Genomic DNA, 15,588 nt, shown 5'->3' on the forward strand with positions numbered 1-15,588 from the left:
ATATCACTAAAAGAACTCCCAGTTTTCGGGGTACATACTTTAGTAATTGTTTCAATTTAATTATATCCGTCATCATTAATTTGAAAATATTATATCTTAATGATTTATTACATGGGAGGAAAATACAAACTTGTTTCGAAGTTACTTTATCTAACATTATTACTTCTTTGTAGTATTTCAGTTAGTGCGCAATTACCAGACTCCTTCCAAAAGGTTGAATTACTCACTGGTTTATCTAATAGCACTACAATGCGGTTTGCGCCAGATGGACGTATCTTTATTTTAGACCGTTATGGTGAAATCATAATTTACAAACCCAATTCACAGCTTTCAGTTTCTGCTGGTACAATACCAGTTTATCATGAATTTGAAGATGGTTTGTTGGGTATTGCATTTGATCCTAATTTTAGCTCTAACGGTTTTATTTATTTACATTATTCTGTATTAGCCGAAAATAAAAATAGGGTTTCCCGTTTTACTATGAACGGTGATATCCTCCAATTAAATTCAGAAGTTGCATTATTAGACTGGGAGACACAAAGAATTTTAAGTTATCATTCTGGCGGAGACATGCAATTTGATTCCCAAGGCAATCTCTATATTGCCACAGGAGATAATACAAATCATGGTGGCTATAGTAAAATGAGTCAAACTGAAAATGAGAACAGTGCTGAAAAAAGTTCATCAAATACAAACGATTTAAGAGGTAAAATACTTAGAATAACACCACTATCGAATGGTACTTATTCCATACCTTCCGGAAATCTATTTCCAGTAGGAACGGCAAATACAATGCCAGAAATATACGTCATGGGTGCGCGAAATCCCTATCGAATTTTTGTAGATGAATTAAATTCTGATTGGTTATTTTGGGGAGAGGTTGGACCTGATGCTAATTCGGCAAGTGCAACACTAGGCCCCGAAGGTTTAGATGAAATCAACCTTGTTAAACAAGCTGGTAATTTTGGTTGGCCTTATTTTTCAGGTGCTGATAATGATGCATATCAAGTAATATATCGAACTCCATCTCCTTATTTTAATGACCCAGCGGCTCCAGAAAATACATCCAATTTCAATACAGGACTTACTAACTTACCGGCAGCTCAACCTGCATGGATAGAATTTCCTGCTGAATGCTATTTGGCAGGTCCGCGTTATTATCATGATGGAACTCTTACGGATCAGCAAAGACTACCAGTAGAATTCAATGAAGCTTTCTTCTATTATGATTTTAATACAAGTAAGATATGGGCTGTAAAAATGGATGCCAATGGCGCAATTGTCAGCAATAATCAACTCGCACCTTCAGTTTTTCCGAGTTCTTCAAATGGGTTTATTGATATGGAAATTGGCCCAGATGGGCACATGTACCTCTTAGCTTACGGAACAGGTTGTTGCCCATCTAATGTGGGCACGGGAAAATTAATTCGAGTGGATTACACTGGTGTTATCTCTAACACACCTCCGGTGGTAACAATTAATAGTAATATTACCAGTGGATCTTTGCCATTAACCGTAAATTTCTCAAGTGAAGGAACTTATGATCAAGATGGGGACATGCCATTTTCATATGAATGGGATTTTCAATCCGATGGAATAGTTGATTCGACAATTGAAAACCCAAACTTCACATTCACTTCGGAGGGAACGTTTACAACACAATTAAAAGTTGATGATGGTAATGGTGGAGTTGGTGTTCAAAACATCAGTATACATGCCGGTAACAATTCCGCTACTTTTAGTTTTAATTCTCCTGTCGATGGCGGGTTTATGAATTGGAATGATGATGTAACTTTCGATTTAGAAGTGTCTGATATTGAAGATGGAACTGTTTCAAACGGAATTGATTGCAATGATGTTAATGTAATTCCATCTTTAGGACATTTGAATCATTTTCATGATGGTGCAACATTGAACGCTTGTTCGGAAAACTTAACCTTGAATCCTGGGTCACATGATACTGATGGAGAAATGGATATTTTCTATGTGTTAAATGCAAATTATACAGACCTAGGCGGGCTAACTGCCTTTGACCAAATAATATTACATCCCAAACGGAAAGAAGCTGAATTTTATTCAACGAGTACTGGGGTAAGTAAAATTGCCAATACAGATGCTGCAGGTGGTGGAAGTGAAGTAATACGAGTTGATAATAATGATCATATTTCTTTTGAAGGTAGAAATCTTTTAAATATAAATACGGTTAAATATAGGGTTGCAACTTCCTTGCAAGGAGGTAGTATTGAATTTAGAATTGATGGTCCAACAGGTCAACTTTTAACAACCACAAATATTCCTGCCACTGGAAGTACCAGTACCTGGCTTGATGTAGAATCAACTTTTGTTGATCCAGGTGGTAAACACGATTTGTATTTTGTTTTTAAGAGTTCTTCAGGGCAACAAGATATTTTTGACCTTAATTATATTGAGTTTATAGGCACTGGTGTTTCAACTGATAATTCGCCACCAGAAGTAAACGAATTAACGTCCATCAATAGCACTTCAACCAGTATTAAATTCTCGGAATATGTAAGTGAATCAACAGCAGAGCAAACCGCATATTATAGTATAAATAATGGTATATCAGTATCTTCAGTAGTGCTGCAATCTGATAATCGAACAGTGATTTTAACACATTCACCAATTAATACTGATGCTAATTATGAAGTGTCAATTAGTAATGTGCAGAACTTAGCAGGGCTTTCAATAGACCAAACAAGTTATCCGCTATCCGTATTCAGCCCAGTAAGAATTAATGTAGGTGGTGGTGAAATAACAGTAAGCAGTACAACTTACGCAGCAGATTCATTTAGTACTGGTGGCAGCTTATATAATAGGAGTATAGCTATTGGAAATACAAGTGATGACCTACTATATCAAACTGAACGATATGGTAATTTCACCTATGAAATTCCTATTCCAATTGCGAGTGAATATGATATTCGTTTACATTTTGCTGAACTATATTTCGGAGTTGGGAATACAGCAGGTGGTGAAGGCTCAAGAGTATTTAATGTGAGCATAGAAGGTAATCCGGTTTTAATTGATTTCGATATTTTATCTGAAGTTTCTCCGGCAACGGCTTTAATTAAAGATTTTGATAATGTTTCGGTAACAGATGGTTTTGCTACAATACAATTCTCATCAGTAGTTGAAAATCCGAAGGTCTCGTCAATAGAAATATTAACTGTAGATGCATTCAATGTAGCTCCAACAATTAACGTGAATTCGCCAGCAAATGGGGCAGATGTAAATCTGCCATTTAATGTTTCTTTTAGCACTCAAAATTGGGAAATTCAAGAAGGTAGTACCCATATGCATTATTATATTGATGGTGTTATGGTTGGCCCTCATTATAGCTATGACCCTATAATTTTTGATGATTTAAGTTTGGGCACGCATACCATACGCTTAGAACTATATGAAGCAGGGCATGTACCTACAGGTATTTACGATGAAGTAGCGGTAAATGTAAGAACACAGAATGTTTGTAATTCTGGAGTATTTCCGGAAAACTGGCAAGTCCATGAAATTGATAACGAAGAACTTCCATATCGACATGTGTATATTATACCAAATGAGGATATTGACGGAGATGGCTTAAAAGATATTATTACGGGAGCTTGGTGGTATAAAAACCCTGGTGCGGCATCTGGTGATTGGATTAAAAACACCGTTGGCGCACCTATGAATAATATTGCGTTTGCACATGATTTTGATGGTGATGGTGATATGGATTTGTTTGGAACTCAAGGTACCTATGAAGGTGTTGATATGGCTTGGGCAGAAAATGATGGCTCTGGAAGTTTTACAATTCACACGAACATCCCTTCAGAAAATGTACAAACGACATATTGGGAACCTCTTATATCCGGTATTGCCGGAGGTGTTTTTCAGTCTAATGGACCATATCAGTTGGTGATTACATGGAATGGTGCTGAAAGTGATAATTCGCCAGTACAAATATTAAGTGTTCCTAGCGACCCAGTCAATATGCCTTGGACGCTAACTGATCTTAGTCCAGATTCACTAGGAGAGGATATAATAAAAGGTGATATAGATGGAGATGGCGATTTAGATTTATTTCAATCTAGCAATTGGCTAAGAAATGAAGGTAACGGTAATTTCACTACTTTTTCAACCGGACTATCTTATGTTTCTACACCTGATAGGGCGCAGTTAGCAGATTTTGATGGTGACGGTGATTTAGATGCTGTTGTAGGTCAATTAGGAATACAAACAGATGACCCTGCTAAAACGGAATTTGCATGGTTCGAGGCACCAGCCAATCCTACTCAGAATTGGACAAAACATATTTTAGCAACCGATATTAATGGAAGTTTAAGCGTGTTTGCTGCAGATATAGATTTTGATGGCGATAAAGATATTATCGTTGGTGAATGGAGAGGTGGCCATCGTTTAATTGTTTTTCAAAACGATTTATGTAATTCAGGAACATGGATAAGAAAAACGATTGAAGAAAGTGGTAATGGATTTGACCATCATAATGGGGCTCAAGTTGTGGATATTGACAATGATGGTGATTTGGACATCGTTTCCATTGGCTGGAGCAATATTATTCCACGAATTTTCGAGAATACGAGCATAGTCACGAAAAGTAATCCAATTGTAGATCTTATAGAAGATCAGATCATAACCTTACCTACATCAAGTATTACTTTAACAGGATCTGGAAGTGACCCAGACGGAGGTTCCGTTAATTTTTTATGGACACAAGAAAGTGGTGAAAATACGGCAACAATAACAGGAAGTACTTCATCAAATCTTGAGGTATCTAATCTTATAGAAGGCAACTATTTATTTCGATTAACTATTACCGACGATGAGGAAGACTCAGCTTACGCTGAAGTTACAGTTACCGTTTTACCAGAACCCGTTTTAGGCGATTTTGCTTTGCGATTAAACACAGGTGGATTAGAGGTAAGTAACAACGGAAATATATTCGAAGCAGATAATTATTATAACACAGGGAGTGTATTATATAGACCCCAAACAGGCTTAGATCAGCCAAATAGCAGTATGCGTTTTAGTCGTTCTCAAGAAATGTCATATGATATTCCTTTGGACGATGGAGATTATACCGTAAAGCTCTATTTTGCAGAGCTCTGGTTTGGTGCTACTGGTGGTGGCTCTGGTGGAGTTGGTAGTAGAGTTTTTGATGTAAATATTGAAGGTCAATTGGTAGAGGATAATCTTGATGTTTTTGACCAAGCAGGAGCTGATGCACTATTAGTAAAAACCCATACCGTAAATGTAACCGGTGGTATATTAGATATTGACTTTTCATCATTAGCTTCAGTAGGTGGTACTCGTCATCCGATTATCAACGCAATCGAAATTATAGGTCAAACTTCGAATAGCGCGACACCACTAGTGGATCTTATAGAAGATCAGATCATTACTCTGCCTACATCAAGTATAAGTTTAAACGGTACAGGTAGTGATCCAGATGGTGGTACGGTTACTTTTTTATGGTCACAAACAAGTGGACCAGCTACAGCCACATTAACAGGGAGTTCGACACCAAATCTAAATACTTCAAATCTTGTAGAAGGAGATTATGTTTTCCGATTGACAGTTACTGACGATGAGGAAGACACAGCGTATAAGCAGGTGAAAGTCACTGTATTGCCCGAAACAATAGGCACACAGCAACCTATTGTGGATCTTATGGAAGATCAGATTATTACCTTGCCAACATCAAGCATAACTTTAAGCGGTTCTGGAAGTGATCCCGATGGAGGTCCAGTTACTTTTTTATGGACACAATTAAGTGGCCCATCTACTGCAATAATATCCGGAAGTACAGCCACAACTATTATAGCTTCAAATCTTGCAGAAGGTGATTATGTTTTCCGATTAACCGTTACCGACGATGAGGAAGACACAGCTTATGATGAAGTTAAAGTTACTGTTTTACCAGAACCGACAATAAGTAATTTCGCACTGCGTATAAATACTGGGGGTTCAGAAGTGACGTATAATGGGGATATTTTTGAATCAGATAATTATTACAATACTGGAAATACTCTAAACAGACCCCAGACCGGATTGTCACAACCTTTTAGCAGTATACGCTACAGTCCTTCCCAACAGATGGAGTATGACATTCCATTGCCTGATGGAGAATACACCGTAAAACTATATTTTGCAGAAGTATGGTTTGGAGCTACCGGTGGTGGTTCTGGGGGAGTAGGTAGTAGAATTTTTGATGTTAGTTTAGAAGGTCAGTTGGCAGAAGACAATCTTGATGTATATAGTCAAGTAGGGCCCGATGTCGTTTTAATAAAATCTCACCCGGTAAATGTAACTGGCGGAAATTTAGACATAGACTTTTCATCAATAGCAGCAGTAGGAGGAAATCGCCATCCTATAATTAATGCTATTGAGATTTTAGGTCAGACTTCAAATAATGCAGCACCTAATATGGATCTTGTGGAAGATCAGATCATTACTCTGCCTACATCAAGTATAAGTTTAAACGGTACAGGTAGTGATCCAGATGGTGGTACGGTTACTTTTTTATGGTCACAAACAAGTGGACCAGCTACAGCCACATTAACAGGGAGTTCGACACCAAATCTAAATACTTCAAATCTTGTAGAAGGAGATTATATATTCCGATTAACAGTTACAGATGATGAGTCTGAATCAGTTTACGATGAAGTTTCAGTGACTGTTTTGGCCGAACCCGTTTCAAATAATTTTGCATTACGAATAAATGCGGGAGGTTCAGAAATAAATTACAATGGAGAAGTTTTTGTTGCTGATTCGTATTTTGATACAGGTAACACTTTAAATAGGCCACAAACAGGATTACCACAGCCACATAGTAGTATTCGTTATAGTAGAACACAGCGGATGGGGTATAATATTCCATTGTCAAATGGTTCATATACCGTAAGATTACATTTTGCAGAAGTTTGGTTTGGCGCAACTGGTGGTGGTTCTGGTGGCGTAGGTAGCAGAGTTTTTGATGTGCTATTAGAAGGAGAATTAGTTGAAAATAATTTAGATGTTTATGAAGCTGTAGGTGCAGATAATATGTTAATTAAGGCGCATTTAGTCACAGTAACTGATGGAGAATTAGATATAGATTTTTCATCATTGGCATCGGATGGTGGTACTCGTCACCCTATTATAAATGCGATTGAAATTTTGGAAACAAATGGCGGTTCATCATTAAAATCAATAGTTGAGAGCAAACAATCAAGCAACAAAATGTTACTTTATCCAAATCAAGCAAGCATATATGTTACCCTAAGCTTTGAAAAACCAATTGAAATTAAACAAGTTTTGGTATTTGATATGATTGGTAGACTCGTGAACTCGTACAACGCTAACACCATAAAAACGGGCAATGCATATACCATTGATGTTAACACCTATCAACAAGGTGCTTACATTATTAAAACAGTTGATAATAAAGGAGAAAGCTTACAAAAACGATTGGTTGTAAAACCTGAATAATTTTATATTAATAATCTGAATTCTCACTATTCATAGTGAATTCAGGTTTAAATGAAGTACAATTAGTTTAAGAAAAATTTGCAACTGTTTTTTCGATAATAGGTTGCAATAGCTCAAGTGTTTTATTTGAAAGTCGCATGGCTTTTAGAGCATTGATTTGATTCATATTATGTACATCAGAGGCGACAAAATCAAAAAGGTCGTCTTCTAGTAATTTATGAGCCATTTTTTGCACTTCTTTTCCATAGAATTCAGAAAGAGATAAAAGGTTTAGTTGAAATAATATTCCTTGATCTTTATATTTTCGATACTTTTTCTTCTTATTATGAAGAAAAACATACCGTTCTGGATGTGCTAATATTGGAAATAAACGATTTTCAGAAATTAGTTGTACCGAATTATCAAAATTAATAGATGCTTGTAAGTAAGACATCTCAATTAATATGTAAAACTTAGAAAGCGGCATCACTTGACCCTTCTCTAAAATATCCTCGAAGTTGGAATCAATCATATGCTCAGCAGCGGCCTCTAAACGTATATCATTCATATTAGACATGGCTAAGGCATTCTTTAACAGATCGTGAGCTGTTGTTATCGAAACGATATCATTAGGATAATAATTATGCATTATATGCGGAGTAGCAATAAACGAATTACAGCCAAAATCTGAGAAAGCCTTTATTAATTCTAGCGAATCGTCAACTGTTTTAGCCCCATCATCTATTCCTGGAAGAATATGATTATGTATATCAACAAAACCATCTAGGTAATCGATTAAGAATTTTTTCTTATTAAAAAATTGGAGCATGTAATAAATTTGAATGCAAAAATAATACTTCAAAGTTAAACTTTAATAAGTTGCTTTTAGTATTGCGTTAATAGTGGTGAATACAATTAACTCAGTTTATCGAACACCTGTTTAGCAATCTCTAATTCTTCATTAGTTGGTATTACTAATATTTTAATTTTAGAAACTTTTGAATTTATCTCACGTAGAGAATTAGATCTAGTTTCATTTTTTTCGTAATCCAATTCTATACCCATATAATCCATATCGGTACAAACGATCTTTCTTAAAACATGTGAGTTCTCCCCAATACCAGCAGTAAATATTATGGCATCTAACCCGTTCATCGCAGCCGTATACGCACCAATATATTTTTTAATTCGATATGCGTTCATCTCAAGGGCTAGCAAACATTCTTTATTACCCTTTTCAGCTGCGTTTTGTATGTCACGTAAGTCACTATAACCTGTTAATCCTAACATACCACTTTTTTTGGTTAGTAACTGATTAACTTCTTCTAATTCATAACCCAAAGTATTGATGAGATAGAATATTATTGAGTGATCTATATCACCACTTCTAGAGCCCATTATTAAACCATTACCAGGAGCAAACCCTAAGGAATGGTCCATACTTATTCCATTTAAAATTGCCGTAGCACTACAGCCATTACCTAAATGAATGGATATGATTTTAGAACTTTCTTTCTTTAAATAATCAATTGCTATTTCAGAAACATGTTTATGACTGGTACCATGAAAACCATAAATTTGAATCTTATACTTATCATAAAATTCGTTAGGTATGGCATATTTTTTTGCTATTTTTGGAATGGTATGATGAAAAGCTGTATCAAAAATTGCAATCTGTTTTGCATCAGGGAAAAGCAATTCTGAAATAATAATTCCTTCTAAATTATGTGGATTGTGTAAGGGTGCTAATGGTGCAAATTCTTTAATTTTTTCTTTTACTGTTTCCGTAATTAATGCAGTTTCAACGAAATAATCACCTCCATGAACTACGCGATGTCCGACTGCGTCAATATCTTTAGGATTTTTTATAGCTCCTATTTTGCTATCGAGTAAAAGGTTAGCTATTTCGTGCAGAGCATCTTTATGTGTTGCTATAGCTTGAACTTTTTCTAATTCTGTAGATTCTGATTTATAGGTCAATACCGAATTGTCAGATCCTATACGCTCTACCATTCCATAACAAATGACCTTTTCATTAGGCATAAGAATGAGCTGAAATTTTATTGAGGAACTTCCAGCGTTTATAATTAATGTGTGCATTATGGTTGGTTTTTTTGAATAACTGATTAAAGGTTTAGTATCTAACCACACTAAAACTCTTTGTAAGAATCTAGGCTTGCAAAATACAAAACTATAAGCCTTCTGCTTGTATTGCTGTTATCACCACAGTATTAAAAATATCGTCTACTGTACAGCCACGACTTAAGTCATTCACAGGTTTATTTAATCCTTGTAACATTGGACCAATAGCTAAGGCATTTGTTTCTCGTTGTACTGCTTTATATGTATTATTGCCAGTATTAAGATCAGGGAAAATAAATACTGTTGCTTTACCAGCAACCTGCGAATCGGGCAGTTTACTTAACCCTACTTTTAAATCTACGGCAGCATCGTATTGAATGGGGCCTTCAATCTTTAATTCAGGTCTTTTTTGTTTTACTAATTCAGTCGCCTTTCGAACTCGGTCTACATCTTCCCCAATTCCGGAAGAGCCAGAGGAATATGAAAGCATAGCAATACGTGGCTCAATTCCGAATGCAGAACTTGTATCTGCAGAAGAAATTGCAATTTCTGCTAATTGTTCAGCAGTGGGGTTAGGGTTAATAGCGCAATCGCCGAAAACTACAACCCTATCGGGCAGGCACATAAAAAATACAGAGGACACTAACGAGACATTTGGTTTTGTTTTTACGAATTGTAAAGCGGGTAAAATTGTATGTTGCGTAGTATGTACTGCCCCAGAAACCATACCATCTGCATGACCTTTGTACACCATCATCGTACCGAAATAAGAAACATCTTCCATAAGGTCGCGAGCCATTATCATATCAACATTCTTATGTTTTCGAATTTCGAATAGGGTAGTGGCATAATCCTCGAAATATGACGATTCCACTGGATTTATAATATTTACCTTTTTAAGGTCTATATCTATTTCTAAATTTTTTATTTGTTGGGTAATCTTATTTTTATCACCGAGCAAAGTAATCTGTACGGCATCAATTTCTGTTAATTTTTTAGCGGCTTCTAAAATTCGCTCATCTGTGCCTTCGGGTAGGACAATATGCTTTTTATGAGTCCTAGCTCTTTTAAGAAGATTATATTGAAACATTCGTGGTGTTATGCCTTCAGCATTAAACGTAATTAAGCTTTCCGCTAGTTTATCTGTTGAGACATATTTTTCAAAATCACTTATTGATGTTTGAATCTTCTCTATATTTTCGGCGTACATACGAGATTTTATGGCACCTATTTTATTGGCAATGGCAAACGTTCCGAGATCCACAGAAATTATAGGTACAACATCAGATAAACCTTCTATTAATTTACAGATAGAATCTTCAGGAGTAATTCCACCTGTAAGAACTATACCAGAAACTGCTGGATAATTCGCAGAAATATTAGCCTGTAACGCTCCTAAAATAATATCAGCGCGATCACCTGGCGTTATTACGAGTCCATTTTCTTTCAAGTGAACTAGGTAATTTCTAAGTTGCATAGCACCTACACTAAATCCATCTACTTGATTGTTTATATAAGTTTCTCCAAAAAGAATTTTTCCATTTAAAGAGTCCTTAATTTCTTTTACTGAAGGATTGGATAGTGTAGTGTTTAAGGGGATTGCATTAACTAAAACTGATTTTGGTAATTGTTTTTTTAATCCATCAATAACCAAATCTAGATTTTCAGGCTGTACTTTATTGCCAATTACTGCCAATACGTTTACGCCTTTATCTTTAAAAGAATCGTAAGCAATTTGCAAATTACCGATTAATCCCTCTAAAGTTTTACCAACACCACTGGCAAGTAATATTGCAGGTATTCCTAGATTTTTGGCAACAACAACATTAATATCAAATTCAATTATATTTCCTTCCCCAGTAAAACTTGTACCTTCAACAAGTACAAAATCGAATCGCTCTTCTATCGCTTTATATTTTTCAATAATCTTACTTATAATTTCCTCATCGCGATCTTCATTTTTCATTTTAATAACCTCGGAGCGCATAAATGCATAGGCATCTTCATATTTAATATCGAGATTAAAGTAAGAGGTTATTGTTCTGGTATGGCCATCTATTTGACTTCCTTTTATATCATCTATTATTGGTCGGAAATAACCCACTTTGGCGGCCTTACCAAGTAGAAGTTGCATTAAGCCTAATGATACTATCGATTTTCCACTATCAGGTTCTGTTGTGGCTATATAAATTGCTTTACTCATGTTATTTTTGTGAATCTAATGTCAAAGATAAAGGGGGATGCCTATAACAATGATTATATTTTAATAATGTCCGTCGGGGTTTCTACTAAAATGGTTTTATCACCTCTTAAGGCAATCGGCTGTTTCATAATTTCAGGATTATGTCGAATCATTTTTATCCAATCGTCTGAAGAAAAATCGTGATGCTCAAAGTGTTTTTTATATGAAGGATGTTCTTGGTTCACTAAATCTTCAATCTTTATTTTCAGCCGTTCTGCAAGTTCTGCAATTTGCGTCCCAGTCAATTCCGTTTTAAGAATATCAACTTCATTAATTGGCAAGCCTTCACTCTTTGCATAGGCTAAAGTTTGTTTTGCTCGTACAGACTTTGAACTATAATATAAAGTTATTAGTGAATCTGCTGTTCCTATAACGCCCATACCTTTTGTTTTAATATTATCAATTGTTGGATTTATGCTCGTCTAAATAATGCTCTAATAACTGTTTTAGACTCTCAAGATATTCTTGCATTACTATTTTATCCATATGCGGATGCTGACTCATAGGTAAGGTCATAGGGTTTTCGTCTAACGAACGATATAATTCTGGGTAGTTAGTTTCAATATCGGTTGTAAGTTTTGTTATCTCATTTAGTATTTTATGTAGACTTTTCATCTTTTACTTTTTTAATAATTAAATATTAATTTTCGCAATACAATATCATATATAACAATTAAAATATGCTGTTGTTCTAGTATACGATAAAAACAACATCGTCAGGATAACTTTAATTCTCGTAGTTCCTTTATCATTGCTAACAAATTACTAATCATAACTATCGTAAGTTACCCATTATTTAAGCTAAATCAATTATTGAATAACTTTTGTTTTTTACTGTTATGGTCTTAATTGTTAAATAAAAATGATGTTATAGAAAAATCTACTCCTCCTGCTTCTTTTTATCATTTTTCATTAAGTTGAGCACAATAAGTACAAGCGCTAAACATACTACTCCGAAAATGGCAATCAAAATAACGCCATATCCATAGTTAACAAGAGGTAAGGTTAGTGATATCATAATAAGGATATTTATTTTTCTTCAAATTTATGATGTAGTAGCATATCAAAATATGATAATTGTCACAATACAATTGATTTGACATGGTCTTTGGTCATTTATAAATAAAACAAAAATTCTCTTTTTAAGTTTAAAATTCGTTAGAGAAAATTTCATTCAAATAAATTTCCTTTCTACTTTTAGTAGTGCAATCATACAAGTAATTATTATAAGAAATACATGGATTCAAGAAGAGATTTTTTAAAAAAAGCAGGCCTTTTAGCAGGTGGAATGAGCCTAACTTCGGGCATGCCTTTTTCCATACAAAGGGCATTAGAAATTGATCCTGAAAATGGAACAACATTCTACGATGCTGAACATGTCGTTTTTCTAATGCAAGAAAACCGCTCTTTCGACCACTGCTTTGGAACTTTACAAGGCGTTCGTGGTTATAATGACCCTAGAGCTATTACATTACCTAATAAAATTCCTGTATGGTTACAACAGAATAAGAATGGTAAAACCTTTGTCCCTTTTCGATTGAATATGAAGGACACTCAAGCCACTTGGATGGGTGACTTACCACATTCATGGGAAAGTCAAGTAGATGCCCGAAACGAAGGTAAGTACGATGAATGGTTGAATGCCAAAAAAATGGACGACGAGCATGGTGATTTTCCTTTTACAATGGGCCATTATACTCGCGAAGATCTTCCTTTTTATTATGCTTTTGCAGATGCTTTTACTGTTTTTGACCAACATTTTTGCGCAGCATTAACAGGGACTACAACCAATAGAAATTATTTTTGGACAGGTAAATCATGGGATAGCGAACAAACGAAACCTTGTGTTCGTAATTCTGAAGTTACTTATGGCAATGAAGCCCATTGGAAGACCTTCCCCGAACGATTGGAAGAAAACGATATTTCGTGGCGTGTATATCAAAACGAAATTAGCTTACCGACTAATGTAGAAGATTCATCTTTATTAGCAAATTTCACTGATAACAATTTAGAATGGTATTCACAATACAATGTGCGTTACAGCTATGGGTTTCAGGAATATCTGAAAAAACGATTGAACGAGCTTCCTTCAGAAATTAGGAATTTAAAACAAGAACTAGCTGAAGAACCTAAAGAAGATATAGCAATACTAGAAGAAGAATTACTTAAGAAAGAAGAGCAAATAAAACAAGCCAACGAATTATTAGAAACCTGGAGTCCAGAGAATTTTGAAAAACTATCAGATCTTGAAAAGAATTTGCACAAAAAGGCATTTACAACCAATATCGGAGATTCAGATTATCATAAAACCGAAACATATACTTATGATGATAATGGTACTGAGCGAACACTTAAGGTTCCGAAAGGTGATATTTTACATCAATTTAGAAAAGATGTAGATCAAGGTAATTTACCCGCGGTTTCATGGCTGGCAGCACCGCAGAAATTTTCGGATCATCCGAGTGCTCCTTGGTATGGAGCTTGGTACGTATCTGAAGTATTAGATATTCTTACCAAGAACCCTGAGGTATGGAAAAAGACGATTTTCGTATTAACTTATGATGAAAATGATGGTTATTTTGATCATATACCTCCTTTTGTAGCTCCAAATCCTAAAGATAAAAATGCGGTTTCAGAAGGTCTAGATACTTCAGAAGAATTCGCAACTTTAGAACAAGAATTAGCAAAAGATATGGATAGCCAAGATGCCAGAGAGAGTCCTATGGGGCTCGGGTATCGCGTGCCTATGGTAATTGCTTCACCATGGACTAAAGGCGGATGGGTAAATTCTGAAGTTTGTGATATTACTTCCACGTTAATGTTTTTGGAAAAGTTTCTAAGCAAGAAAACAGGAAAAGCAATAAAGGAAACAAATATTAGCAGTTGGCGCAGGGCGGTTAGTGGTAATCTATCATCGGGATTTAGGCCATACAATGGTGAAGATATTGATTTACCCAAATCTGTAGATAGAAAACAATTTATGCAAGAGGTTTATAATGCGAGTTTTAAAGAACTTCCTAAGAGTTTCGGTCCGCTTTCGGCCTCAGAAATAGCTGCAGCGAAAAAAGATTTATATAATACTTCTTTTATGTCACAACAAGAACCAGGTATACGGAATTCTTGTGCCTTAGCTTACCAATTGTATGCAAATGGTACGGTGAATGCTGACAAAAAAACTTTCGAGATATCATTTAATGCGGCGGATGAATTTTTTGGTGACACGGCTCTGGGAGCTCCTTTTAATGTTTATGCACCTGATAATTATTTACAGAAAACATCGGATGGGGACTCTAAATTTTCACCTGTTAAAACGTGGCCAATTGCAGTAAAAAAAGGAGATAAGCTAACATATCATTGGCCATTGGAAAATTTTGAGGGTAATGGCTATCATTTAAAAGTATATGGACCAAATGGATTCTATAGGCAGTTTAAGAGCGGTACCGAAAATTCTCAATTGAAAGTTATTTGCGAGTATCAAACAAAGAGAGGATTTATAAAAAAACCTACTGGAAACATAGCATTAAAAATTTCTAATACTTCAGCAAGAAAAGACATTACTTTAGTTGTAGAAGATAAGGCATACAATACCCCTTCAAAAATGATTAAAATCAAAAAAGGTGCTATAGAAATAGTGGTTGTCAACACAAAAGAAAGTTATGGTTGGTACGATTTCACAGTTAAGTTTAAAGGAAACTCTGAATTTGAACAACGATATGCGGGGCGTGTAGAGACAGGAAAACCTACTAAAAGTGATCCATTTATGGGAAGAATAACAATTTAAAAACCTTTTTATA

8 protein-coding genes are annotated in these 15,588 nt (G+C 35.3%); 2 read left to right on the top strand and 6 right to left on the bottom strand.

Annotated elements, in window-relative coordinates:
- Nucleotides 1-99 precede the first annotated feature (99 nt).
- Nucleotides 100-7,491, top strand: coding sequence for a malectin domain-containing carbohydrate-binding protein (locus tag UH7x_RS15855; RefSeq protein ID WP_482360899.1), 7,392 nt, complete (start codon nucleotides 100-102; stop codon nucleotides 7,489-7,491).
- A gap of 67 nt (nucleotides 7,492-7,558) precedes the next feature.
- Here the strand turns inward: UH7x_RS15855 and UH7x_RS15860 are convergent, their stop codons facing one another.
- The 6 genes from UH7x_RS15860 to UH7x_RS15885 all read right to left on the bottom strand — a co-directional run bounded on the left by UH7x_RS15860 (nucleotide 7,559) and on the right by UH7x_RS15885 (nucleotide 12,812).
- Nucleotides 7,559-8,299 carry a tyrosine-protein phosphatase gene (locus UH7x_RS15860; RefSeq protein ID WP_482360900.1) on the bottom strand — a complete coding sequence of 247 codons (741 nt, stop codon included), beginning with the start codon at nucleotides 8,297-8,299 and terminating at the stop codon, nucleotides 7,559-7,561.
- An 86-nt stretch (nucleotides 8,300-8,385) separates the two neighbouring features.
- A complete protein-coding gene (locus UH7x_RS15865; protein WP_482360901.1) occupies nucleotides 8,386-9,570 on the bottom strand; it encodes an acetate/propionate family kinase in 1,185 nt (394 codons plus the stop codon).
- A gap of 91 nt (nucleotides 9,571-9,661) precedes the next feature.
- Entirely contained in the window at nucleotides 9,662-11,755 is a 2,094-nt protein-coding gene (pta, locus tag UH7x_RS15870; protein WP_482360902.1) for a phosphate acetyltransferase, read from the bottom strand.
- Nucleotides 11,756-11,808: 53 nt separating this feature from the next.
- On the bottom strand, nucleotides 11,809-12,174 hold the full coding sequence (locus UH7x_RS15875; protein WP_482360903.1) for an arsenate reductase family protein: 366 nt from the start codon (nucleotides 12,172-12,174) through the stop codon (nucleotides 11,809-11,811).
- 19 nt (nucleotides 12,175-12,193) lie between these two features.
- A complete protein-coding gene (locus UH7x_RS15880; RefSeq protein ID WP_482360904.1) occupies nucleotides 12,194-12,409 on the bottom strand; it encodes a hypothetical protein in 216 nt (71 codons plus the stop codon).
- Between the two features lie 265 nt (nucleotides 12,410-12,674).
- Entirely contained in the window at nucleotides 12,675-12,812 is a 138-nt protein-coding gene (locus tag UH7x_RS15885; RefSeq protein WP_482360905.1) for a hypothetical protein, read from the bottom strand.
- Nucleotides 12,813-13,031: 219 nt separating this feature from the next.
- On the opposite strand from UH7x_RS15885, the gene UH7x_RS15890 reads away from it, so the two are divergent.
- The gene (locus tag UH7x_RS15890) at nucleotides 13,032-15,575 is read left to right on the top strand and encodes a phosphocholine-specific phospholipase C (protein ID WP_482360906.1); all 2,544 of its coding nucleotides are present in this window, start codon (nucleotides 13,032-13,034) and stop codon (nucleotides 15,573-15,575) included.
- Nucleotides 15,576-15,588 lie beyond the last annotated feature (13 nt).

The organism is Aurantibacter sp. UH7 (assembly GCF_056839165.1).

Bases quoted from the DNA above. Each gene is read 5' to 3' on its own strand.
- pta (WP_482360902.1), bottom strand. From the start codon at position 11,755: ATGAGTAAAGCAATTTATATAGCCACAACAGAACCTGATAGTGGAAAA.
- UH7x_RS15880 (WP_482360904.1), bottom strand. From the start codon at position 12,409: ATGAAAAGTCTACATAAAATACTAAATGAGATAACAAAACTTACAACC.
- UH7x_RS15890 (WP_482360906.1), top strand. From the start codon at position 13,032: ATGGATTCAAGAAGAGATTTTTTAAAAAAAGCAGGCCTTTTAGCAGGT.
- UH7x_RS15865 (WP_482360901.1), bottom strand. From the start codon at position 9,570: ATGCACACATTAATTATAAACGCTGGAAGTTCCTCAATAAAATTTCAG.
- UH7x_RS15875 (WP_482360903.1), bottom strand. From the start codon at position 12,174: ATGGGCGTTATAGGAACAGCAGATTCACTAATAACTTTATATTATAGT.
- UH7x_RS15885 (WP_482360905.1), bottom strand. From the start codon at position 12,812: ATGATATCACTAACCTTACCTCTTGTTAACTATGGATATGGCGTTATT.
- UH7x_RS15855 (WP_482360899.1), top strand. From the start codon at position 100: ATGATTTATTACATGGGAGGAAAATACAAACTTGTTTCGAAGTTACTT.
- UH7x_RS15860 (WP_482360900.1), bottom strand. From the start codon at position 8,299: ATGCTCCAATTTTTTAATAAGAAAAAATTCTTAATCGATTACCTAGAT.